Annotated in this window: 24 protein-coding genes and 2 pseudogenes; 12 read left to right on the top strand and 14 right to left on the bottom strand. The window is 69.6% G+C overall.

Annotated features, from left to right (window positions below; genetic code table 11):
* The first annotated feature begins 37 nt into the window (after positions 1-37).
* The 6 genes and pseudogenes from OHA37_RS04105 to OHA37_RS04080 all read left to right on the top strand — a co-directional run.
* Positions 38-736 carry a HemK2/MTQ2 family protein methyltransferase gene (locus OHA37_RS04105; RefSeq protein WP_443046107.1) on the top strand — a complete coding sequence of 233 codons (699 nt, stop codon included), beginning with the start codon at positions 38-40 and terminating at the stop codon, positions 734-736.
* Positions 720-980 (top strand): CDGSH iron-sulfur domain-containing protein, encoded by a 261-nt coding sequence (locus tag OHA37_RS04100; protein ID WP_266902538.1) that lies wholly within the window; start codon positions 720-722, stop codon positions 978-980. The genes OHA37_RS04105 and OHA37_RS04100 overlap by 17 nt, the downstream gene beginning before the upstream one ends.
* Positions 977-2017, top strand: coding sequence for an iron-containing redox enzyme family protein (locus tag OHA37_RS04095; protein ID WP_266902536.1), 1041 nt, complete (start codon positions 977-979; stop codon positions 2015-2017). The genes OHA37_RS04100 and OHA37_RS04095 overlap by 4 nt, the downstream gene beginning before the upstream one ends.
* Before the next feature lie 232 nt (positions 2018-2249).
* Complete coding sequence (locus OHA37_RS04090; RefSeq protein WP_266902534.1) at positions 2250-2609, top strand: hypothetical protein; 360 nt, start codon at positions 2250-2252, stop codon at positions 2607-2609.
* Positions 2610-2695: 86 nt separating this feature from the next.
* Positions 2696-2824, top strand: a complete 129-nt coding sequence (locus tag OHA37_RS04085; protein ID WP_266902532.1) for a hypothetical protein — start codon at positions 2696-2698, stop codon at positions 2822-2824.
* 167 nt (positions 2825-2991) lie between these two features.
* A pseudogene (locus tag OHA37_RS04080) lies at positions 2992-3210 on the top strand (hemolysin III family protein); the annotation flags it as partial.
* A gap of 50 nt (positions 3211-3260) precedes the next feature.
* On the opposite strand, the gene OHA37_RS04075 reads toward OHA37_RS04080, so the two are convergent.
* Together OHA37_RS04075 and OHA37_RS04070 are read right to left on the bottom strand one after the other, a co-directional pair.
* Complete coding sequence (locus tag OHA37_RS04075; protein ID WP_266902530.1) at positions 3261-3638, bottom strand: PRC-barrel domain containing protein; 378 nt, start codon at positions 3636-3638, stop codon at positions 3261-3263.
* Between the two features lie 515 nt (positions 3639-4153).
* Complete coding sequence (locus OHA37_RS04070) at positions 4154-4492, bottom strand: MerR family transcriptional regulator (protein ID WP_266902528.1); 339 nt, start codon at positions 4490-4492, stop codon at positions 4154-4156.
* A gap of 1014 nt (positions 4493-5506) precedes the next feature.
* Here OHA37_RS04070 and OHA37_RS04065 point away from each other — a divergent pair.
* Entirely contained in the window at positions 5507-5878 is a 372-nt protein-coding gene (locus OHA37_RS04065; RefSeq protein WP_266912501.1) for an ATP-binding protein, read from the top strand.
* 178 nt (positions 5879-6056) lie between these two features.
* On the opposite strand, the pseudogene OHA37_RS04060 reads toward OHA37_RS04065, so the two are convergent.
* From OHA37_RS04060 to ppk2, 3 genes and pseudogenes are all read right to left on the bottom strand, one after another.
* Positions 6057-6173 (bottom strand): annotated as a pseudogene (locus OHA37_RS04060) (cold shock domain-containing protein); the annotation flags it as partial.
* Positions 6174-6560: 387 nt separating this feature from the next.
* On the bottom strand, positions 6561-6764 hold the full coding sequence (locus OHA37_RS04055) for a cold-shock protein (RefSeq protein WP_266902526.1): 204 nt from the start codon (positions 6762-6764) through the stop codon (positions 6561-6563).
* 354 nt (positions 6765-7118) lie between these two features.
* Positions 7119-8111, bottom strand: coding sequence for a polyphosphate kinase 2 (ppk2, locus tag OHA37_RS04050; RefSeq protein WP_266902524.1), 993 nt, complete (start codon positions 8109-8111; stop codon positions 7119-7121).
* Between the two features lie 576 nt (positions 8112-8687).
* Here ppk2 and OHA37_RS04045 point away from each other — a divergent pair.
* Positions 8688-9020, top strand: a complete 333-nt coding sequence (locus OHA37_RS04045; protein ID WP_266902523.1) for an STAS domain-containing protein — start codon at positions 8688-8690, stop codon at positions 9018-9020.
* Positions 9021-9284: 264 nt separating this feature from the next.
* On the top strand, positions 9285-9752 hold the full coding sequence (locus OHA37_RS04040) for an ATP-binding protein (protein ID WP_266902521.1): 468 nt from the start codon (positions 9285-9287) through the stop codon (positions 9750-9752).
* A 149-nt stretch (positions 9753-9901) separates the two neighbouring features.
* Here the strand turns inward: OHA37_RS04040 and OHA37_RS04035 are convergent, their stop codons facing one another.
* From OHA37_RS04035 to OHA37_RS04015, 5 genes are all read right to left on the bottom strand, one after another.
* Positions 9902-11146 carry a PP2C family protein-serine/threonine phosphatase gene (locus OHA37_RS04035; RefSeq protein ID WP_266902519.1) on the bottom strand — a complete coding sequence of 415 codons (1245 nt, stop codon included), beginning with the start codon at positions 11144-11146 and terminating at the stop codon, positions 9902-9904.
* Between the two features lie 369 nt (positions 11147-11515).
* Positions 11516-12007, bottom strand: coding sequence for a MarR family winged helix-turn-helix transcriptional regulator (locus OHA37_RS04030; RefSeq protein WP_266902517.1), 492 nt, complete (start codon positions 12005-12007; stop codon positions 11516-11518).
* Positions 12008-12048: 41 nt separating this feature from the next.
* A complete protein-coding gene (locus OHA37_RS04025; RefSeq protein WP_266902515.1) occupies positions 12049-12477 on the bottom strand; it encodes an STAS domain-containing protein in 429 nt (142 codons plus the stop codon).
* Positions 12474-13547: a cobalamin B12-binding domain-containing protein gene (locus OHA37_RS04020; protein WP_266902513.1), complete on the bottom strand. Its 1074-nt coding sequence runs from the start codon at positions 13545-13547 to the stop codon at positions 12474-12476. The genes OHA37_RS04025 and OHA37_RS04020 overlap by 4 nt, the downstream gene beginning before the upstream one ends.
* Positions 13544-15127: a PP2C family protein-serine/threonine phosphatase gene (locus OHA37_RS04015; RefSeq protein ID WP_443046106.1), complete on the bottom strand. Its 1584-nt coding sequence runs from the start codon at positions 15125-15127 to the stop codon at positions 13544-13546. The genes OHA37_RS04020 and OHA37_RS04015 overlap by 4 nt, the downstream gene beginning before the upstream one ends.
* Positions 15128-15572: 445 nt before the next feature.
* On the opposite strand from OHA37_RS04015, the gene OHA37_RS04010 reads away from it, so the two are divergent.
* Genes OHA37_RS04010 through OHA37_RS04000 form a run of 3 tightly spaced genes read left to right on the top strand, consistent with a single transcriptional unit; the run spans position 15573 to position 16897 of the window.
* Positions 15573-16079 (top strand): ATP-binding protein, encoded by a 507-nt coding sequence (locus tag OHA37_RS04010; RefSeq protein WP_266902509.1) that lies wholly within the window; start codon positions 15573-15575, stop codon positions 16077-16079.
* Entirely contained in the window at positions 16072-16587 is a 516-nt protein-coding gene (locus tag OHA37_RS04005; protein WP_266902507.1) for an STAS domain-containing protein, read from the top strand. Before OHA37_RS04010 ends, OHA37_RS04005 begins: the two co-directional genes overlap by 8 nt.
* A gap of 55 nt (positions 16588-16642) precedes the next feature.
* Positions 16643-16897 (top strand): hypothetical protein, encoded by a 255-nt coding sequence (locus tag OHA37_RS04000; protein ID WP_266902505.1) that lies wholly within the window; start codon positions 16643-16645, stop codon positions 16895-16897.
* Between the two features lie 255 nt (positions 16898-17152).
* Here the strand turns inward: OHA37_RS04000 and OHA37_RS03995 are convergent, their stop codons facing one another.
* The 4 genes from OHA37_RS03995 to OHA37_RS03980 all read right to left on the bottom strand — a co-directional run bounded on the left by OHA37_RS03995 (position 17153) and on the right by OHA37_RS03980 (position 21446).
* Entirely contained in the window at positions 17153-17725 is a 573-nt protein-coding gene (locus OHA37_RS03995; protein WP_266902503.1) for a GNAT family N-acetyltransferase, read from the bottom strand.
* A 109-nt stretch (positions 17726-17834) separates the two neighbouring features.
* On the bottom strand, positions 17835-18638 hold the full coding sequence (locus tag OHA37_RS03990) for a hypothetical protein (protein WP_266902501.1): 804 nt from the start codon (positions 18636-18638) through the stop codon (positions 17835-17837).
* Positions 18622-20214 carry a vWA domain-containing protein gene (locus OHA37_RS03985; RefSeq protein ID WP_266902499.1) on the bottom strand — a complete coding sequence of 531 codons (1593 nt, stop codon included), beginning with the start codon at positions 20212-20214 and terminating at the stop codon, positions 18622-18624. The genes OHA37_RS03990 and OHA37_RS03985 overlap by 17 nt, the downstream gene beginning before the upstream one ends.
* Positions 20211-21446, bottom strand: a complete 1236-nt coding sequence (locus tag OHA37_RS03980; RefSeq protein ID WP_266902497.1) for a hypothetical protein — start codon at positions 21444-21446, stop codon at positions 20211-20213. The genes OHA37_RS03985 and OHA37_RS03980 overlap by 4 nt, the downstream gene beginning before the upstream one ends.
* Positions 21447-21571 lie beyond the last annotated feature (125 nt).

Below are 21571 nucleotides of genomic sequence, written 5' to 3'. Positions count from 1 at the left end.
TCGATCGCTGTGAATAGCTCGGCGACCCATAGCGAAAATGGAGGTACGGGTGCCCAGTACTGCTCTCTCCTTGGCCTCGCTGCCCGGCGGCCTGGTGGCCCTGCCGGGCGTGTACCAGCCCCAAGCGGACACCCGGCTCCTCGCCGCGGCCCTCGCCCACGAGGACCTCGGGCCCCATACCCAGGTCCTCGAGATCGGTACGGGCACCGGCGCCCTGGCCCTGCACGCCGCGACCACGGGAGCCCGGGTCACGGCGGTCGACGTGTCCTGGTCCGCCGTTGCCACAGCGCGACTGAACGCCTGGATCCACCGCCTTCCCTTGCGCGTCCTGCACGGGGATTTCGAAGCACGCACCACCGGACAACGCTTCGACATCGTCTTCTCGAACCCCCCGTACGTCCCCGCCCCGGACGGTCGAGTGCCCTCGCGCGGCCCGGAACGGGCCTGGGACGCCGGACGCGACGGGCGGGCGGTCATCGACCGGATCTGCGCGGACGCCCCGGCACTGCTGCGGCCCGGCGGAGTCCTGCTCATGGTGCACTCGGGGTTGTGCGGGGCCGGAGAGACCCTCGATCGGCTGGCGGGGGCAGGGCTGGACCCCGAGGTCACGGCGACGGCATCCGTACCCTGGGGCCCCGTCCTTCGATCACGGCGCTCCTGGCTGGAACAGCAGGGCCTCGCGGCGGAAGCCGAAGAGCGGGAGGAACTGGTGGTCATCCGTGCCCAGCGAACCTGATCCCGGGCCGTGCCCGGTCCCCGGCGCAGTGGATGCCCGGCGGGTGGCCGTGGAGCCCGGCGGCCCGGTCCTGGTGGAGGGCCCGGTCGAGTTCGTCCTGGACGACGGGACGGTCGCCCGGTCCGACCGCTTCATGGTCGCCATCTGCATGTGCCGCCGCAGCCGTACGTACCCGTGGTGCGACACCAGCCACCGGCGCCGCGAACGAGCCGCACCATCGCCTGAGAACAGGAACCCGGAATGACGCCTCCGCCGAGCCCGACGAGCCCGACCAGCACCGCGACCGCCGGCGGCCCCCGGCTCGTGGAGGGGCGGGGCGAACTCTCCGACGCCGTCACCGGTGCGCTGCGGACGGGAACCCCGCCGGTGTACGCCCCCGGCGACGTACTGAAGGCCGACCCGTGGGGCGAAGACCTTCAGCTCGCCCTCTACCTGCTGTACGAACTGCACTACCGCGGCTTCGAGGAAGTCGAGGACGAATGCGAATGGGACCCGGACCTGCTCCGCCTGCGCCAGGCCATGGAAGCCCGATTCCTGCACGCCCTGCGCACCGAGCTGTCCGATGCGCCCCGGACTGTCGAGGAGGCCTTCGCCCCCCTCCTCGTCGAGCCCGTGGACCTCTCCGACAGCCTCAGTCACCGCCTCGAAATCGAGGGTGAGCTCTGGCAACTGCGTGAGTACGCGGCTCTGCGGTCCCTGTACCACCTCAAGGAGGCGGACCCGCACGTGTGGGTGGTCCCCCGGCTCACCGGCCGGGCGAAGGCCGCGATGGTCGCCATTGAGTACGACGAGTTCGGCGCCGGCCATGCCGACCGCATCCACGCGCAGCTCTTCGCCGACCTCATGACCGACCTCGACCTGGATCCCGCCTACGGCCGCTACCTCGAGCAAGGCCCGGCGCCGCTGCTCGCCACTGTGAACCTGATGTCCCTCTTCGGGCTGCACCGGGCCCTGCGAGGAGCGCTCGTCGGCCACTTCGCCTGCGTCGAGGTCACCTCCTCACCCGGCTCCCGCCGCCTGGCCAAGGCCATGCGGCGCTGCGGAGCGGGCCCCGCCGCCGAGCACTTCTACGCCGAGCACGTCGAGGCCGACGCCGTCCACGAGCAGGTCGTACGCCACGAAGTCATCGGCGGCCTCCTCGCCGACGAACCGGACCTCGAAGGGGACATCGCGTTCGGATGCGCGGCAACGGTCCTGCTCGAAGACCGGCTCGCGAGCCACATCCGAGAGGCCTGGGACCACGAACGAAGTGCACTGCGCGCGCCCCTGCCCGAGCACTAGAGGGTGTCGTCACGGCGCGGCGCGCCGGCCTCAGGCCCGGCGTGCCGCTTCCACGTCCGGGCACCGTCCCCGCGGTCGCCCCCGTTGCGAACCGGCAAGCGAAGTCGACCGCCGTACTCAAGGCATGGGGAGCCGGCTTCCGGCCAATTCATTGCCGGGCGCCTCAGCATGCGGAGAGAGGGACCACGGGCGGCGCCACGCCGGGGTGCGGTGGGGAATATAATTGACTTCCATGTCGAAGCCTGACGAGCTGCTCGTGAACGTCGCCGCCCTGGTGGAGTCCGGGCAGAGCAACCAGATGTCCCTGACCGTGGTCACCGGCGGTGCTGTGATCACCGGCCGGCTCGCCCCCGAAGCCGTGTGGAGAGAACGGGTGTCGGAGGTGCTGACGGATTCCGCACGCCTGGGCGAGTTCTCCGCCATCTTCACTGCCACGACACCCAGGGAGGGGCCGCCCACACATCTGCACTTCCATGTGGCGCGGATCCTGCAGGGAACCGTGGGCATCCCGGAGACGGGCGGGATGTACCGCATCTCGATCAAGGACGTCAGCGCCTGGACCGTGGGCGACTTCAGCTACTCCGACAATTGACCCGAGATTACGGCGAGCACCCGCCGCAGGGCTGAGGGCCCGACCTGTGTATCGGGTCGGGCCCTCAGTGTTGTAACGGTCCTACCGTGGAGAGGCACGGACTCGTCCTCCCCTACGAGTCGCCGGAGGTCATCGCGTTCGCGATCGACGGGGGCCGCGCCGAGTATGTGGACTGGATCACCCGGGCCACCCAGGCCACCCAGGCCACCCGCTAACCTTCCGCGCCTTGCAGTAGCTCGTCAGCCCGCGACGCGGGGCGCTCGCTCGCGGAGCTGTTGGGCCTCTGAGACTCCGCTGTGTCGGCGCAGGCGTACCCGTATGCCCTGGGTGGCGGCCTGGACCTTGACGAAGCGGATGACGTCGGCGCAGTCGAGGAAGTCGCCTGGGCTGGGCAGCGGTGGGCTACCTGCACAGCGGTGGCGCGGCCGTACTCGCCCTGATCGTGACGGGCGGGCTGCTCTACAGTGCGGGCGCCGTCGTGTACGCCCTTCAGCGTCCCGACCCCTCACCCCGCTGGTTCGGCTACCACGCGGTGTTCCCCGCACTGACGGTGGCAGCCTTCACCGCGTACTACGTCGCCGTCTCGCTCGCCGCCTGCTGATTACGAGACGTGGCGATGCATGATCGTCCCGTTGCGTGGGGCCGGTGGGGTTACCGACCGGCGTCGGATCCGGGCGCGAACGGGCGGCGGAGGGAGACGTAGTAGTCGCCGACCGCGGACAGGTAGTCGTGCTCGGCTGTTTCGCTGTCGGTGGTGAACCGGGGCGCGGCCTTGATCTCTTCCTGCGTGGCCGAGACCCGCACCGCCTGCACTTCGGCATCGATGCGCGTGACGGCGCCGGCCGGGATCAGGACGCTCTTTCCGAACACCCACACGCCGGTGTCGACCACCAGGTGCTGCATGCCGGACTGGTCCTGCTGGCGGTCCACGTGCCCGATGGCACCGTCAGCGGCTTCCACGGTGAATCCCACCAATGACTGTCCGGACGTGTATCCGCTGTCCTGCGCGTACATCCACATTCCGCTCACAGACCATCTCCTCGTTTTCGACGACCGGACGTGCTGGCTCGGTGCACCACCGGTTCGCGTCTGCCCGACCGCATGCCCCCGTACTTGTCGCGCAACCGAGTCCGCAGAACACTCCGGGCGCGCTACGCCGGTGGTCGGACATCGGCTCGCCAGTGCAGTCAGCGATTGCGGCGGCATCTCCTGAGTGCGGTGCAGGGTCTGGCCAGCAGCCTGAGCAGATGGATCTTGCGGACACGCTCGCGGCAGCGGAATCCGCCTCCCCCGTCGAGTCCAGCGAGCCCCCTGGGCGCGTCGCTCTGCCGGGCACCCTCTGCTCCTCGCGGCCGTCTCCAGGACGATGCGACGGTCATGGGATTGGACTGGCACGGTACGCACCGTACGCACGAGGCCACGCGCAGCGCTGACGCCGGGGCGGACCTCGCCGAAGCCTCGGCACCCGAGTAGCACTCTGTCCGGAGTCCGGTCTGCGGGCCGAGATGATCGTCTGGCCGTCGATGCCGACGGGCGTGATCACCTCAGGCCGAGGTCGGTGGGGTGGGGGTTTCGCTGGCGCGGCGGTATTCGGCGTTGATGCGTTGGGCTTCTTCGAGTTGGTCTTCGAGGATGATGATGCGGCAGGCGGCGTCGATCGGGGTGCCTTGGTCGACGAGCTCGCGGGCGCGGGCGGCGATGCGCAGCTGGTAGCGGGAGTAGCGCCGGTGGCCGCCGTCCGAGCGGAGCGGGGTGATGAGGCGGGCCTCGCCCAGGGCGCGGAGGAAGCCTTGGGTGGTGCCGAGCATCGCTGCGGCCCTGCCCATGGTGTAGGCGGGGTAGTCGTCGTCGTCGAGACGGCCGAACGAGTCACCTGCTGTCATTGAACCTCTTTCTGGAACGCGTGGAGGGGCCCTGGTGCCTATGGCACCAGGGCCCCGAAGGAACTACTACACCATCTGCCGGCCCTGATACTGCGCCGGCCCTCTGTGTCCGCAGACCCGACTCATACGTGAGCGGGGTGCGGGGATCGCGGTTGCTTGACCGGAGACCACCTCACTATCGATGTCCTGCGGTACCCGGGCTCCAACCTGCCGGCCCGGGCGATCCTGATGGCGCTCAGCTCCTCCGTTCTTCCCTCAGTGATCAACTACTTGCCCAACGGGTACTGCGTCATGCTGGTCACGCCTACTGCTGGTACTGCTCACTGCTTGTACTGCTCATGCTGCGCGTGGCCCGACCTGGCGCCACGTTCCGGCAGCCAGCCCCGTCGCCCATCCTGCGTCTGCTCTGGCTTGGAACCCCACTGCCGAACCTCCCGGTGCGCGCGCCCGCAGCCGACGCCTTCACCAAGGTGCTGCTCACTGACTTCACTGCTGGGTACCACTCGTGGTGGCCCCTGATCACTGCGGGCCACCCGGTCCAGTCGTCAGCACCGTCGCCGTCCTGCACCAGCCCTGGCTTCGGAACTCCACCACCGCACCGTCCTGCGTACTGCTGCCCGGCAGTTCGTCTCTGCCCGGCCCTGCGGTCTCTCTGTGCTACGAGAGAAACCATAACCACGTCACCGCCCAATGTCTACTCCAGCCAAGATAGATTTCCTCGTCGCTGGTCAGGAGGAAATCGAGCTCGAACGTGTCCGCTGCTCCCTGAGCTTGCCGAGCTGGACCTGCACACCGGACGCGCCGCCGAGTGCGCCACGCCACTGCGGCGAGCGGTTGCCGATCCCGGCCGCTCACGTCTCCGAGCTTCCCCGGGCTCACGGTCCATGTTCTGCGTGCCCCTGCCTACCCGGGGTAAGCGGGACAAAGCGGCACTGATCCCGCACGAGGACGCCGCAGGACGGGGTGAAGGACTTGCGCCACTTTGAGTACGCCGACAGTCATTCTGCCCACCCGTTGGAGACCGCCTGCCGGCCCGTGCGGACGGCACAGGCCCGCGAGGCCGCATCCGACTTCCTGGCCCGCCTCAACCCACCACCGCCCGAGTCGACCGTTCAGAACGTGGTGCTGTTGGTGTCGGAACTGGTGACCAACGCGCTCCGGCACGTCGGCACGGTCACCTCCATGGAGCTCCGCGCGAACCGCCACCACATCCAGGTCGTCGTTGAAGACCCCAGCCCGGCCCACCCCCAGGACCGGACTCCCGACCTCACTGGCCGGACCGGCGGATTCGGCTGGCCCATGATCCAACGCTTGGCCCGTGACGTCACCATCGCCCAGGCCGGGACCGGCACGGGCAAGGCGATCACCGCCACCCTTCCCCGGTGAATCCGGGCTCTGCGGCCTGCCGGCCACGGGGCCGTCCAGCCGGTCCAGCCGTGCGTACGCCGCGGACTTCGGGCGCGACCCTGGACACGGCGCACGCCGGCCTCCGTCGAGACGGACAGCCACCGGTCAGCCGCCCCGTCGGTCGGTCCCGCTCCAGACGTGGAGCAGGGCCGCGCAGCTAACGCGGCGCGGCCCTGTGGGTGATGTCGAACGTGACGACCTGGCCCTGTTGGAGCTCACGGAAGCCCGAGGATTTGATCGCGGAGTAGTGGGCGAAGGCGTCCGGGCCACTTCCCAGTTTCCGTAGCCATGTCTCGTGCCTTCCAGCCGATGAACGCCTACCGCTCCATGCGGTCGTTCGTACGGGTGGGATTCATGCGGAACCTTCCTTGATGCGGCGCGCATCAAGGGATTCCCGCAGGTAGGAGCGGCACGGGAAAATGCGAGGAACGGGTCGAATGGAATGCGAAATCGGATTCGGTCCCCGAAGAATGTGTGCGGATGCGGGTGATCGTCGCGGGGGTGGCTTCATGCGAAAGCCGGAGAAATGAACTCGGGTGCAGCTCCGAGGGGGCGGCAGCCCCTGCTGAGACCCGCGGGGTGGAAGCACCGCGGGAGGTGGGTGCAGTTGGGGCCCGCACCCTGAGGGATGCGGGCCCCAACTGCGAAACGCGGGTCGGCGTCAGGCGGGAACGATGTTCTCCGCCGTCGGGCCCTTGGGGCCCGGCGCGATGTCGAAGGTGACCTTCTGGCCCTCGTTCAGCTCGCGGAAGCCCTGCGCGGCGATGTTCGAGAAGTGGGCGAAGACGTCGTCGCCGCCACCGTCCTGCTCGATGAAGCCGAAGCCCTTTGCCGCGTTGAACCACTTCACGGTGCCAGCAGTCATGTCATATCTCCTTGGGGCAGTAGACCGGCGTCCGCATGGTGCGGACGCCGTGTCGCCGCGATGATGCCCCGCCCGGAAATTGACCGGAAATATGAAGCGCTTCCATGCGGCACAGAGGCCGACTGGATGTGCTTTAAGTTTTTGGGTACCAAAACTGCAACCGAGATGGACAGTAGCACGTCATAGTGGATTGCGTGGGTCGCATGGATATACCCCCTGTGCTCCGGTAAAAAACTCTCCTCGCGATGCCCGTTAAACTCTCAGGCGGCGGGGGCAGATATTGATTCACCCCCAGTGGAGCGTTTCGAAAGTTGGGGTATTCGCCGACCGCGACGTAGATGGCCCTCCGGAGCGTCATGCTCCTCCCCGAGCGCAGTCGGCGGGCAGAGGGTGGTGTGGGTGCCTGCCGGGTCCTCGGGGCGTGCCGGCCAGCGGGGTGGGTGTGAGGTCGGCGGGTTCCTCGCCGGCTTCCAGGAGCGTGTCGGCGGCGCCGACGATCCGGGGGTCGGGACGGCCGACCGCCGTGGTGTCCTTGCGGTCGTAGTCGATGCGGTCGAGAAGGCTGCGGATCGCTTCCAGCCGGGCCCGTCGCTTGTCGTTGCTCTTGACCACGGTCCAGGGCGCGTGGTCGGTGTCGGTGGCCCGGAACATGTCGACCTTGGCGGTGGTGTAGGCGTCCCACAGGTCAAGCGAGGCAAGGTCGGTGGGGGACAGCTTCCACTGTCGTACCGGGTCGACCCGGCGGATCGCGAAGCGGGTGCGCTGTTCGGCGCGGGAGACGGAGAACCAGAACTTGACCAGCAGGATGCCGTCCTGGACGAGCATGGCCTCGAAGGCCGGGCACTGCCGCAGGAACAGCTTGTACTGGTCGTCGGAGCAGAAGCCCATGACCTTCTCGACGCCGGCGCGGTTGTACCAGGACCGGTCGAAGAAGACGATCTCCCCCGGGGCGGGCAGGTGGGCGGTGTAGCGCTGGAAGTACCACTGGCCGGCCTCTCGCTCGGTGGGCTTGTCCAAGGCCACGACGCGCGCCCCGCGGGGATTGAGCCGCTCGGTGAACCGCTGGATCGTGCCACCTTTCCCGGCGGCGTCCCGGCCCTCGCAGATGACCACCACCCTGGAACCGGTCGCCCTCACCCAGCTCTGCAGTTTGAGCAGTTCGATCTGCAGGATCCGCTTGGCCCGCTCGTACTCCGCCCGGCGGATCTTGCGGTCGTAGGGGTAGTTCTCACGCCAGGTCCGGATCGGCGCGCCGCCCGCGTCGAGCAGCACCGGTTCCTCCGGGCGGCTGTTGTCCACGCTCAACCCGGCGAGCAGGTCCTCGGAGTCTTCCGTCGGCTTCTTCATGCCGGGCGCCTACCCCGGCGAACGCATATCGACCGCGGTGCCGGACCGGCCTCTGGTTGGGAAGCAGTCCGTCGTGGTGGTGGGTCCTGCCTGTCCGGGCGTTGTCCCCGGGCCCGCGGCTGTTGAACCTAACGACGCCCGATTACCTCTGTGACGGGCATCTGAAAATCTGTGTTGGCTGAAGTAGACATTGGACTGTGGCGTGGTTATGGTTTCTCTCGTAGTCCGGAGAGACAGTAGGGCCCGGCAGCTCGTGAGTCGGGTGTGTGGACATAGTGGGCCGGCGCAGCACCAGGGCCGGTGGATGGTGTAGTCAGTTCCTTCGGGGCCCCGGTGCCATCGGCGCCAGGGCCCCTCCGTGCTCTCCGGTGCGCCCGCCTGATGGGGTCCGGCGGCTCGCGGAGCAGCTCGTCCCATCGACCGGGATGGTGTGACGCGCGGTGCTGGCGGGCCGTGGCCGTCCATGCAAGGCGAAGGTCGTGTTTCGGATTGGCGGAGCGTTCTGGTTGAGGTTGTGTCGTGGGTAGAGAAGGGGAGGCGGTGCGAGAGCGCACCGCGGGCTGAGTTGGGGAGTTGATGGTGGAACAGCAGGTACAGGTGCTGTCTGACAAGGACGGCGTCCGCGTCATCGTGTGCGCAGGCGAGTTCGACCAGGACTCTCTTGGACCCCTCGAAGCAGCCTGTGTGGCGTCTGTGGATGATCATGCTGTCCGTCGGGTCGTCCTGGACGTCACCGGCGTGACCTTCGCCGACTCCGCGATGCTCAACCTCATGCTGCGCGTGCGGCGCACTGGCCGCCTGGTTCTGGTCGGCCCCGTGCCGCCTCGCATGGGGCGACTGCTGGACCTCACCGGGACTACCGCCCTGTTCCCGACCGCAGAGGGTGTCGAGGCGGCCCGCATCCTGTAGGGCAGAGCGCGGCAGGACCCGCGCACGCTTCCCGGAGGCCCCCTGAAAGCCCTCGTCAACACATCCGTCACACCTGCCCTGGAACTGCGCGCAGGCTGTCTGTCCGCAGCGTTCGCGTCACGCCCGGGAGCGGCGGGGCCTGTGGTTCGGAGCGGCTTCGCTCGGGGCGCTCGAATTTTTGTTCTGTGCTCTCGTGTATGGCTCCTGTTTCGGGGTAACCGGCTGGAAGCGGCCGTGTGGCTTGCTCAGGACGAGGGTGGCGGTATGGCTGCTGTGGTGCACCAAGGTGAGTTGCTAGTCGGCGGTCCGATCGTGTCGGCCATGGCCTTGGACGGCAGCGAACCGATCGCTGGGGCCAGGCGTGCTGCCCGCGGTTTCATGACCGCGGTGCAGGGTGTTCACGGGATTCCGGTGTCGGACCGTGCGATGAGCATGGTGGAGCTGGTCGTCAGTGAGCTGGTGACCAACGCCTACAAGTACGCGCCCGGCCCGTGTCTGCTGGAGCTGGAGGTCGGCGCCGGTGTCGTGGAGATCAGCGTGTGGGATACCGACGCGCAGCTGCCCGCGGTGAGCCCGGCCGATCCGAGTCGGATCGGGCAGCACGGCCTGGAGATCGCGATGGCGGTGTGCCGCAGTTTCGAGGTGCGGCGCGAGCCCGTGGGCAAGCGAGTGAAGGTCACGATAGGACTGGCCGACGACCCCGGCGGGGACCCGGCCGGACGCCTCCCCTGACGATGTCGGCCAGGATCGCCCTTGCCGCACGGGTGCGGCAGCGCTTCAGCCGGTCGCGGAGCTGCTTCTGACCGCCCCGGGCCGCAAGGAGTCCGGGAATGCCGGGAAAGCCACCGGTCCAGCCTTGTCGGCCGTACTCGGCCACAGGACTAGGGAGCGGGCGGTCCCGTTGTCGCAGGTGGCGAGGCGTCGGTGACGTCAGCGCCGTGGGCGGCGTCACGTTCGGAGTGGTGGACGCCGTGCCAGTCCAGGCACATAACGGTCGCGTCGTCGTCGAGGTGGCCGTTGACCGCCTCGACGACCGCTTTGATGAGCGTACGGGCGGCTTCGCGGGGATGTAGTTCGCGGGTGCGGATGATCAGGTCCGAGAGGTCGAGGCTCTCGGCGTCGCGCTCCAGCATGCCGTCGGTCAGCATGATCAGCCGGTCGCCGGGCCGCAGGTCCAAGGTCTGCACCTGGTAGGTGTTGGGCTGTGAGGGATGGATGTTGAGGCCGAACGCCCGGTCGACCTTCGGAACGATCTCCTCGACCTTTCCGTCGCGCATCCGCAGTGGCCAGGGGTGCCCGGCGTTGACGAACTCGGTCCCGCCGTCGAGGAGGCTGATGCGCAGCAGCTGACCGGTGACGAAGCCGCTGCGGCCGTGTTCGCGCATGGCCTGGTCGGCTTGGCGGGCCTGGTCGGCGAGGTCGGCGCCCTCCCGCCGGGCCCGTCGCAGGGCGCCCACCACCAGGGTGGCGAGCAGCGCGGCGTCGACGTCGTGGCCCATGGCATCGGTGACGGAGAGCTGGACGGTGTCCCGGTCGATGACGTAGTCGAAGGTGTCGCCCCCGACGTGTTCGGCGGGCTCCAGCGCCCCGGCGACCGCGAACTGCGCCGCCTCGCACGCCAGGGACGCGGGGAGCAGGCGGTGCTGGATCTCGGCTGCCAGGCTCAGCGGCTTGGTGCGCCGGCCCCACTGGTACACATCGGTGTGGGACCGGTTTGCGATGACGATGTACGCCAACGCGTGTGCGGCCTCGCCGACCTCCCGCATCACCTCCGCGTCCGGAACGGTGGGCAGGAACAGTTCGAGGAGCCCGATGGCGTCTCCCCGGTTGGTCACCGGGGCGATCACGCGGACGTGCCGGCCCTCGCCCCGGTGTTCGACCTGCGGCTGCTGGGTGCGGATGACCTCTTCGTACAAGGTGTCGCGCAGCAGTATCCGCTGGGGCGGCTCGTCGGTGTCGATGCTGTCGGCGGTTCCCAGCCGTACGACGGAACTGCCGGTGAAGTCGGTGATCAGGAACGACACCGATGCCGCCTGGAGGTGGTCCTTGAGCATGCGCGCCACGACGTCCAGCGACTCCACGGGCGCGGCGGCCTCAGCAGCCTCCAACGCGCCCGCCAATGTCATCGCCTTACCCCGGCGGCTTCCGCCCGCGTCAGGGCCGGACCCCCGGTCGCTGTCTGGTTCTCCTGCGCTCACGGCGACCCCTTTACCACTCGATGCCGCCCCGGGGCCTTGTCCCGGATGCGCGAGGATCCGCCCGGAGGCGGCATCGGACAGGCCTCATTGCATCACGAGGCTTCAGGAACTGGTGGGCAGGCAGCGCGGTTGGCTCGGTAGTTCGGTCGTCGGCCGAGCGTTCCCGGGCCGGTGCGGCCGGGGAGCGCACCGGTCATCCGGCTGACCTGTTGCCGCGGGGCGCACGTCGAACGGCTCGGTTCGCCGCCCGGGCGGCTTCGCCGGCGGAGCTACCGGGCGAGGATGGCGTTCACGGTCTCAGGCGGCGGGGCCGTCCTGCTGGGGGGATCCGGCGGTCGTGGTGATGCCCAGCTGGAGTGCTGCGAGTCCTGTGGCGAGTGCCTGCCGGGTATCGGCGCTCATGGTGTCGAGGGCCTGGGCGAGTGTCTGCTGGCGCTTTTCTCGTATCTGGGCGAGGTGGTGCTCACCGGCTGGGGTGAGCCGGGGGGTGAGCTCGCGGCCGTCGCCGGGGCCGGGGTGGCGGCGTAGGAATCCGGTGGCCTCCAGCCGGTCGCAGAGCCGGGTTACGGAGGGGGCTGCGGCGCCGAGGAGCTGGGCCAGGGCGCTCATGCGGATCCCGGGCTGGCGGTCGAGGAGGAACATCAGGCGCAGCTGCGTTGTGGAGACCGATGAAGCCGTAGCGGCTTGGCGGGCGTTCTCGTAGACGACGTCGAGGAGTTCGGCGATGTCGCTGACCGAGCGCGCGGTGTCCGGGTCGATACTGCTGGGCCCGAAGGCCGGTACGGACATGTGCATTCCCTCCGTGCGAGCGGCCCGCCCGCCGGTGCCGGTCAAGTGCTGGGGTCCTGCCCGCTGGAGCGGGACTTTATGGCTTCCTGCGTGGCGGTGGACGCTCTCTCGGCCGGCGGGGCCGCCGACGCGTTGCCGGTGTGTGCGCTGGTGAGGTAGTTGAGGGTGCCGGTGACCTGCAGTATCCGCTCCAGCGCCGGCGGCCGCCCCTCCAGGTGCAAGCGTACGCCCGCGGCGTCCGTGCGCCGGCGGATCATCAGCAGGACCGACAGCCCGCTGGAGTCGACGCCGGCCATGTCTGTGCAGTCCAGGTGCAGATCACGCAGCCCGCCCGGGCAGGCCAGGACTTCGGTGACGGCATCCAGGAGGCGGTCGGCATCCTGGTAGTCGAAGTCGCCGTGCAGCTCGATGCGCACGGCGCCGGCCGTATCGGTGCGGGTGAGGCGCAGCGGCCCGGGTACGGGGATCATTCGGCGGCTCCGCCAACGGTCAGAGGGGTACTGGTCAGGCGCGTGATGGCGAGGCGCAGCATGCCGGTGGCGCGGGGGAAGTCCTTCAGCTCACCTGCGAGTACGTCCAGCGCCGGCGGCAGGCTCTGCGCGGGGACGCCGCGGGCTTCGAGGATGCCCGCGGTCCACAGCAGGAAGCGGGAGAAGAGCTCGGCGTCGCCGGTGTAGAGGGCGGCACCGAGGAAATCGACGATGTGAGCCAAGTCCTCTGCCGTGCGTTCCCGCTGCGCCTCGTCGTAGCCGCGCATCGCCGGAAATCTGTTCTCCAGGGCGGTCAGGACCGTCCGTACGAGCTGGGGGCGGCTGCGGGTGACGAGGGTGTACTCCTGGTCGGCCAGGTGCGGCAGGTCATCGATGGGCTGGTGGTCGGGCCGCGGACGCGGCAGCGGCCCGCGCTCGAGAAGGTCGGCGGCCGAGCGGGCGTCCGGCGTCCAAGCGTCCGCGCCGAGCAGGCGGGCGTACTCGCCGTCCGGGCCGAACGCGGCTCCCCCCACGAGAACCGGGGCCCCGGCCGCCTGACACGCGGTGATCGTGGCGTGCGCGGTGGGCAGCCGGGTGGGGATCGAACTGGACAGGGCGACGACGTCCGGCCCGGTGCGGTGGATGTGCGCGACGAGATGAGGGGTCGGGACGTGGGCGCCCAGGTAGTCCACCTGCCAGCCCCGCAGCTTGAGGACCTCGGCTACGAGCCGGGCCGGCAGCCCGTGCCACTCCCCGTCCACGCACGCCACCACGACCCGCCCGCGCGACGGCTTCGTACGGGCGGCAGGATGCTCGGCGACGACGGCTACGGCCCGCTCGTTGATCGCGGTCGCGGCGTGCTCCTGCGCGACGTTGATCCGATTGGCGGCCCATTGCTCCCCGACGCGGCCCTGCACCCGGGCGATCACGTTCAAGAAGACATCCTGAGGTTTGGCTCCGTCCTCCAGGGCCTGGCGGACCGCGGTGACCGCGGCCTGCTCGTCGCCGGCCAGGGCCGCGTCCCAAAGCCGTGCGGCCAGAGGTTCCGTGCTTGTCGCGTTTCCTATCACGCTGTGAACCTGCCCCTCGTGTGCCCGTCTACGGCACTGAGGTGGTTGGTTCGGGGCGCGGAGATCGCAACGACGGCCATGTCGTCGTGACGGCCGGTGCCGACCCATTCGGAAGCGAGCATCTGCACGCGCTCCACCACCGCTTCAGCGGGCATCCCCGCGCACTCCGCAAGCACTCGCTGGAGCCGCGCGTCTCCGAACATGGCCCCGCCGAGCGGTCCGCCTCGAGCCTCGGTGATCCCGTCGGTGTAGAGCACGCACGTCTCGCCCGGGGCGAGCGTCACTTCCGCCGTCTCGGCGGTCACGGCCGGCAGCGCTCCGACCAGCGTGCCGTAGGTCGCGGTTTCCTCGACGGTTCCGTCGGCGCGCAGGATCAGCGGAGGGGGATGGCCGGCGCTGGTCAGCCGCAGCTTGACGGAGCCGCCCTCGCGGACCGCGGAGGCCAGGACCAGGGTCGCGAAGCGCGCGTTGTGCGTGCTCAGCAGCGCGGTGTTCAGCAGGTTCAGCATCCGCGGGTGGTCATCGGCCATGGGCAGCAGGGCGTGCAGGGTGTTCCGGATCTTTCCCGTCATCACGGCGGCTTCCAGACCCTTGCCGCATACGTCGCCGAGGACGACCAGCGACGCGTCACCCGCCACGGCGGCGGGGTGGACGTCGTAGAAGTCGCCACCGATCCGCTCATGGTCCAGGGAGGGCCGGTAGCCGCCCGCGTACTCGACCCCCGCCACCTGATGCAGGGACGGCGGGAGCAGTTCGCGCATCAGCGTCTCGCTGATCGACGCCTGCTCCGCATACAGGCGCGCGGCCGACATGGCGGCGCCCGCCCGGGCGGCGAAGAGGCGGGCGAACACCTCCTCGCCCTCGGTGAATCCGCTGCCGCCCGAGCGGCGCAGCAGGACCAGCGCTCCCGCGGGGACGCCGTGGCCGGGCAGCGGTGTGATCACTACCGAACCCACCGTGCCGAACTCCTCGGGGACCAGCCATGCCGGGGCGGTGGCAGGATCGATCCAGCGCGACGGGACGGGCGGGAACCCCTGCAGCGCTTCCGCCAGCCCCGGTACGGCCTCGGGGTGCGCGGCAACCCTCGACGCCACCGGCATCCCGCCGCGCACGCAGGACACGATGGGCAGTTCACGGCCGCGTGAGGGTGCGATGACCACGGTTGCGTCGGCCAGGTGCTCCGCGGCCATCTGGGCGGTGACGTCCATGCACCGCTCCAGATTCAGCGAGGACAGCAGCACATTCGAGGCCTCCCCCAGGAAGGCGGTGCGCTTGCGCTCCATCCGCAGGGCCTCGCGGGCCAGGCGGTGGTCGGTGTCGTCGACGAGCCACCACACCACCGTCCCGTCACCGGGGCACGTCGGATGCGCTTCATACGAACGGTCGCCGACCGGGCCCTGCACCAGGGCGCCGGCTTCAGCGGCCGAAGGCCGGGTACGTGTTGGGGCAAGACGGCGGGTGTGGGCTTCGGACAGCCACGCGGGCACAGTGTCCGCGATCGGCGTCCCCGCGCGGGCCTGAGGGAAAAGCAGACCGGCAACCTCGTTGACCAGCAGCAGGGTTCCCTGGTCATCTGCCACAAGCACGGGGTAGGGGGCCTCACTCCACGGCGCGCGCACCGAAGGGGCCGCTTCCTGGGTGGGAATCACCAAATCGTTGAGGCCCGCTGTGCGAACCCCTCACCTCATAGTCTGGAAGAAGATTAATTGCCTTCCGGCAACCATCCTCCATATCCATCGCCATGGCAACCGCGCCCCCCGCCGCGCCGTCCCGCACCCTCGACACAGTTCCCCCTGACCTCGCCCGCGCCCGTACCGCCGAGGAACTACGCTCGTCCTGGCAGGCCCGCTGCAACGCGGGGTCCGCCGTTTCTTCCAGCTCACCGGTCTCGGCCCGTATGCCGATGGGCGGACAGCGTGGAGGACGCAATGACATGCTGGCTGCCGGCACCGGCTGCCGGCACCGGCAGCCGGACCGGATCAGTGCGGCGCATGACCTCCACCATCAAGGGCAGGCGATGAAGGCATGAACGCGCCTGCGACAGCCGACAACACCCCCCGTCCGGAGCACACCAGGAACGGTGCCCGGTCGGCTGTTGCCACGGCGGCTTCCGCCCGCCACCGGGTCGCCGAGCTCCTCGCGCGCGCGGGCATCAGCCCCGACAGCGTTCCTGCCGCAGACGCGCTCCTGGTCACCTCGGAACTGGTGACCAATGCCATCCGCCACGGCGGCGGCATCACCCACTTTCACGCAGTCATCACCGGGGACGTCCTCCACCTGGCCGCCAGCGACGCCAGCCCTGACCACCCCTGGTCCCACCCCACGGCCCATGGCCGCCCCGGCGGCTACGGATGGCCCCTCATCCAGCTCCTCACCGAACGCGTCGACATCACCCCCCTCCCAGGCGGTGGGAAGACCATCACCACCACCCAGCGTCTGAAGAGCACGGACGCGACGTCACACCATCACCAGCCCCAACTCCGCAGGGCGTTCGGGACAGCCGAAGAGCAGCAGACAGGCACGCATGAGTGATGCAGGAACAGCAAAACTAGTCGCAACCAGAATTGCTGCCTACCTCGCCGCGGTTCCCCCCGACGCCCCGAACCCCGACGACCTCGCCTGGATCATCGTCCACGAACTGAACCAGGCCGGACTCCTCGCCAGCAGCGGCCCCAGGCCCGACGCCCATGAGAAATCACCAGGAGCGCAGCAGGTCCTGGCCCTCCCGGACCGCAACGACGGGGCACGCGTCATCGTCTGCGCCGGTGAATTCGACCAGCGGACCCTGCAGGCCGTTCAAGAGGCCGGCACCGCAGCCATCACCGATCCGAACATCCGACGCATCATCCTGGACGTCAGCCGCGTCACCTTCGCCGACTCCTCCATGCTCAACGAAATGTTCCGCCTCCGGCGCAACAGCCGCCTGGTCCTCATCGGCCCTCTGCCCACATCCCTGGAACGAGTACTCGAACTCACGCAAGCCCGCGCCCTGTTCCACGTCGCCGACAGCATCGAAGCGGCGCTCGCCTGGGGTGAGTGAGCCAGTTCACCTGCTTGCACGGCCCTGAGGAGGGCAGGCGAGTGAGGTGACCACAATGGACGCGAGAGTGTACTGCGGCGACGACGGCCAGTGGGCCGGCCCGTCGCCCGGACGCGTGTACGTGAACCTGCTCGGCGGCCCCCTCGACGGCCAGCTCTACGACATCACCGACCTGTCCCCGCAGGAACGCGCAGTAGGAGCGCTCCTGATCACCGATCGAGGCCTCTTCGGACCCGGCGGCCGCTCTCTCTACAAGCCCTCCGAAGCCGATCCCGGGGGTCCGTTTCTCTGGGAGGGCGACACCCCCTGAAGACCGGCACTCCAGAGCCCCGTTAGGCCGGCAGGCTCAGACCCGGCGCCAACAGGCCATGGCCCGGCAAGGCACCGGCCGCGGCGAAGACAGCGCCACACCGCCCACCACCCCGAGGACCTCGACCGCCGTGCGGCCCTGGCCAACCGCGTCGTCCTGGAGGCCCTGTCGGGGATCGCGCGCCGCCGCCGCGACCAGGCGGCCGGCGCCACCTGCATTCTCCCGTCGTCTCCCGTCGTCTCCCGCCGTCACCCGTCAGCGCAGGTCGAGCCGCATCAGGACCCTGGGATGACCGGCCAGTACCGAGGTGGTGTCGGCGGCGTGGGTGAATCCGGCGCGTTCGAAGTTCTTCCGGATTCCGGCGTACGCCATCGTGAGGTCGACCTTGGCGTCCCCGTTGTCGAGGGGGTACGCCTCGATCGCCGGTGCGCCCTGGGAGCGGGCGAACTCGACGGCGCCGGCGATGAGGGCATGCGAGATGCCCTTCTTGCGATGACCGGGGCGTACGCGGATGCACCACAGGGACCAGACCGGCAGGTCGTCGACGTACGGGATCTTCCGGCTGCGCGCGAAGGAGGTGTCCGAGCGGGGTGCCACGGCGGCCCAGCCGACCGGCTCGTCGCCGTCATAGGCCAGCACTCCCAGGGGCGTCCCGACCCGGCACAGCTCGGCGACGTGTTCACCGCGGGCCGGTCCGCGGAGCTCGTTGTTGAGCTTGGACGGGATCCGGTAGCTCAGGCACCAGCAGACGTTGGCCTCGGGCGACTTCGGGCCGATCAGGGTACGGACATCCTCGAAGACGGAGGCGGGGTGAACTGCGATGGTCATGGCATCACGATGCCACGACGAACGGGGTGACACCGCTCAGCCCGTCTGCCCCGTCTGCCCCGGCGCCTTGGCTGCCGCAGGGCCCCTCCGGACGGGATGACGGCCCCGGTCAGCGGAAGATCGCCATGGCCTGGACTTCGAGAACCCCCTCCTCGGCGTTCCAGTCCTGGACCTTGCCCAGGCAGCGCGCGGAGAAGGTGCCCTTCGGCACCTCGTTGCGCAGCCCCTCCGCGGCACAGGTGACGCGGACCCGCGGTCCGCGTGCGGGGTCCTCGGGGTCCCCGTAGGGGGCGAGGAAGACCGAGCCCTCCGGGGTGTCGCCGATCTTGCGGAACCGGCCCCGGATGAGGACGAAGTCCTCGATGTCACGCAGTCGTACGTCCCGGTGCGCCGGTCCGGGACGCCCGGTCCGGGCCTCGGGAGCCGCGCCCCCGGGAGCCGCGGCGAGCGCCTTGGCCAGTGCCTTGTTGCGCAGGACCGTCTGGTTGACGAGATCGACGTGGACGATCACGTCCTTCTCCTCCAGCACGTCCATGACCAGGCCGATCACCGATATGGGCTCGGCGACCTCCAGGTACCTGCTGACGATCTCTCGGTTCTCCCGCCGGCCCGCGTCCGCTCCGACCCCGAAGACCCTCGTCCGGATCGTCCCGTCCTTGCTGTCGCTGGTCCGCTGCTCGACCTGCCGGCGCAGCGCCGCCGCGTACCCGCGCATCTGGTAGTGGTCCATGACCGACTTGTCGTGCAGGTAGAAGCAGATGCTGTACGTGAGGCTCTGCCCGGCGGAGCGGCCGCCGCGGGTGAACCAGGACACGGCGAGCACCAGGAGGGTCAACGCGCCGCCCGCCGTCAGCAGCCACAGGAGCATCCAAGGCCACCAGACCGCCCACCAGTCCTCACTCAGTACAGCCACGGGTCTCCTTGAAGGCGCTCAGTAGTGACTGGGCGGTGGCGTCGACCATGCGTCCGCCGGTGGCTCGCGCCGCCCGGTCGAGTTCCTGAGGGTCGGCGTCACCGTAGCGAACGGTGTAGGTGTGGACGGCCTGCGCGGCGGGGGGCAGTGCGCGGTACCGCTCGAGGAAGGCGTCGAGCCCGATCCCGGCGTTGTTCTCGCCGTCCGTCATGAGGACGACCGAGGCCCCCTGCCCGGGGAACGCCCTTACGAGTTGGCCCACTTGTCCGTAGGCGCGGTCGAGGGCGGACCAGACCGCCGTGGCCTCGCCGAAGTCGTCGGAGGCCACCGCCGCCCGTAGCAGGTCCAGATCCGCCTGCGTGCGGTAGGTGATCGTCCGTTCGTCCAGCACCCGGCCGGCGAAGCGGATCAGCGTGAACGACTCGCCCCGGTGGAACCGGAGGAACTTGCCCGAAGGGGAGCCGTCCTCGCCGCCGAGCCCGGCGAAGGTGGCGCGTAGTCCGGCGATGCGCTCGCCCTTCATCGACGTGGAGAAGTCGAGGACGAAGAACACCCGGGCAGGGGGTGCGTTCTTGGCGTCGCCGTAGTCGGACAGCAACCGGTCGAGCACCTCCTGCCGGTCGGGGAAGTAGAGGGCGTTGCCGATGGCCGGACGCAGGGACGCGATCCGGGTCATGGCCGGGTCGACGGGCCGGCGCAGGGTCCGTTCCATGATCTTCTTCTGCACCCGTCCGCTCTTCAGCCAGTCCACGAGCCGGTCGTACGCCGCCCGCTTCGCCGGATCGAGCAGCAGGAGGGGGTAGTCGGCGAGCACCATGCCGTCCTTCGGGTGGACGATCTCCAGCGGCTCGCGCAGCCGCCCGCCGGCGTTGAGTGCCAGAAGCTCCGACTCGTAGGTGACCAGCGCGTCCAACTCGCCTTGCCGCTTGACGAATCCGTCGGCCAGGGCGGCCGAGGAGTCCTCCGTGAGCAGGTGTCCGGTGAAGAATCCGTTCAGCCGCTCGCAGGAGACGTCCTCGGGCCGCAGGGCGGCGCCGGTTCCCGCGGCGGCGGTCGCGACACCGACCAGCGCGGCCAGGCCGCTGTCGGTGTGCCCGGGGTCGGCCATGCCGAAGGACAGGGAGCCGTCGGCGGCGGCGTCGGCCACGTCGGCCCAGGAGATCTGGCCGTCGGGAGTACGCCCGCGCAGCCGGCCCGCGGCGGCCGGCTTGAGCCCGATCACCACCGGGGACCGCATGATGCTGGTGCTGATCGGGCTCTCGGTACGGACGCCGGCGGCCTTCAGCTTCAGCTGGAGGGGGCGGTCGGAGGAGAGCCAGGCGAGGTCGTGCTCGTAGTGGCCGGCGCCGAGCGCCCGGGTCGCGTCGTCCGTACCCCGGTAGTCCATCTCCAGCGTGATGCCCGTGTCACGGCGGAGCTCGTCCAACAGGGGTCGCATGTCTTCGAGTTCCGAACTGGCCAGCACCCGTAAGGTGACCGGCTCGTCCCCGCCGGTGGAGCAGGCCGTCGCGACGAAGAGCCAGAGGAAGGTCAGGCACGGCGCGAGCAGCCGGGCCGTCCGGCGGCGGCCCCTCACTCGGGGGACCCGCCCGCCACGTCGATGTCCGGACATTCGCCGATCAGGGAGATCATCCGCTCCAGGTAACGGATGCGGGGGAGGGGGGACCGGGTGTCGTTGCCGCCCACCGAGGGCACGGGGATGCGGCGCTCCTCCAGGAAGTGCGTGAGCTGGTCGCCCGCCACCTTGCCCGCCGGGTCGAGGATCCTGAAGCCCAGTTCCATCGCCCGGCGACGCAACCCCGGGTCGTGGGTGAGGAGTTCGCCGAGCCGGTCGCCGTCCCGGTTCAGCGCGATGAACTCCGGCTGGGTGACGAACTGGGTGGAGGGGTAGAGCAGCACCCGCTGTGTGTCCAGCCGCTTCGACTCGGCCTGCACCTGGGCCTGATAGGTGAGGTATTGGTGCTCGTACGCCACCACGAGCGGGGCGATCCCCTTGCCTTCCGGGGAGATGTACGTACGGAACACGTCGGCGGCCGGCAATCCCTGCTCCATCAGGTGCTTGATGGACCGGGCGCGGTCGTCTGCCTCCTGGTCGGTGGTGGGGACCTCGCTGCCGTTTCCGCGCCAGGTGTAGGAGACCAACGCCAGGTAGGTTCCCGCCGAGTTGGATTGGCAGACGTCCGGGGACTGGACCACGATCCGGTTGGCGTTGGCTATCCCGTGCGCCTGGATGCCCAGGTCGTTCCAGCGCTGCCCCTTGTCGATTCCGGCGAGGAACTTGGTCATGTCGAGCTCGTAGTAGAGCGGTTGGTCCGGGCCGGCCGCGGCGGAGGCGCCCGGTTGCGGGATGGCGATCCCCGCGTCGCGCAGGGTCTCCGCGTACTCGCGGTAGGTGGCGAGCACGATGGGGCTGACGAAGGGCCGGTGCACCTTGGCGTACTTGTTCTCCGCCGCGCGCCGGTTCGTGATCAAGTCGCCCGCCGGCTGGCCGGAGGGGAAGACGAAGTCGTACGCGGACAGGTCGCGGACCGCGACCTCCCGCGATCCGGAGCTCGTGATGTGCAGCCGTATGTGGTGCCTCATCAGAATTCGCTGGACTTCCGGGTCCTCGAAGAAGTCCCGCTTGGAAGCCATCCGGCCCTCCAGGGTGACGATGCGCTCGGTCGGCAGGGCCGCGTTCCCCGACCGGGCCAGCACCGCTCCGCCGACCAGCACGACCGCCAGCGCGGGCAGCAGGACCGCCAGCAGCCTGCGTCTGGGCCACCGGGAGGACACCGGACGCCCGACGGCCAGGCGCGGCTCTTCCACGACTCTTGTCTCCCCGTCCACCCGACACTCCCCCTTGGCGCCCTCTCCCCGAACCGCCCGGGGAGCGTACCTACGAGATCCGCCCACCGATGTCGAGTTCGCCAACAATTCGCTTACTAACATGC

It is taken from the genome of Streptomyces sp. NBC_00335, from assembly GCF_036127095.1.
In the GTDB taxonomy this organism is placed as follows: Bacteria; Actinomycetota; Actinomycetes; order Streptomycetales; family Streptomycetaceae; genus Streptomyces.
Note: the sequence above shows the minus strand (reverse complement) of the source record. Positions and strands in the feature narration are given on the sequence as shown.

Coding starts and splice junctions, on each gene's coding strand:
- OHA37_RS04005 (WP_266902507.1), top strand. CDS start 16,072: ATGAGTGATGCAGGAACAGCAAAACTAGTCGCAACCAGAATTGCTGCC.
- OHA37_RS04040 (WP_266902521.1), top strand. CDS start 9,285: ATGGCTGCTGTGGTGCACCAAGGTGAGTTGCTAGTCGGCGGTCCGATC.
- OHA37_RS04025 (WP_266902515.1), bottom strand. CDS start 12,477: ATGATCCCCGTACCCGGGCCGCTGCGCCTCACCCGCACCGATACGGCC.
- OHA37_RS04105 (WP_443046107.1), top strand. CDS start 38: ATGGAGGTACGGGTGCCCAGTACTGCTCTCTCCTTGGCCTCGCTGCCC.
- OHA37_RS04000 (WP_266902505.1), top strand. CDS start 16,643: ATGGACGCGAGAGTGTACTGCGGCGACGACGGCCAGTGGGCCGGCCCG.
- OHA37_RS04045 (WP_266902523.1), top strand. CDS start 8,688: ATGGTGGAACAGCAGGTACAGGTGCTGTCTGACAAGGACGGCGTCCGC.
- ppk2 (WP_266902524.1), bottom strand. CDS start 8,111: ATGAAGAAGCCGACGGAAGACTCCGAGGACCTGCTCGCCGGGTTGAGC.
- OHA37_RS04095 (WP_266902536.1), top strand. CDS start 977: ATGACGCCTCCGCCGAGCCCGACGAGCCCGACCAGCACCGCGACCGCC.
- OHA37_RS04055 (WP_266902526.1), bottom strand. CDS start 6,764: ATGACTGCTGGCACCGTGAAGTGGTTCAACGCGGCAAAGGGCTTCGGC.
- OHA37_RS04030 (WP_266902517.1), bottom strand. CDS start 12,007: ATGTCCGTACCGGCCTTCGGGCCCAGCAGTATCGACCCGGACACCGCG.
- OHA37_RS04070 (WP_266902528.1), bottom strand. CDS start 4,492: ATGACAGCAGGTGACTCGTTCGGCCGTCTCGACGACGACGACTACCCC.
- OHA37_RS03995 (WP_266902503.1), bottom strand. CDS start 17,725: ATGACCATCGCAGTTCACCCCGCCTCCGTCTTCGAGGATGTCCGTACC.
- OHA37_RS04090 (WP_266902534.1), top strand. CDS start 2,250: ATGTCGAAGCCTGACGAGCTGCTCGTGAACGTCGCCGCCCTGGTGGAG.
- OHA37_RS04010 (WP_266902509.1), top strand. CDS start 15,573: ATGAACGCGCCTGCGACAGCCGACAACACCCCCCGTCCGGAGCACACC.
- OHA37_RS04035 (WP_266902519.1), bottom strand. CDS start 11,146: ATGACATTGGCGGGCGCGTTGGAGGCTGCTGAGGCCGCCGCGCCCGTG.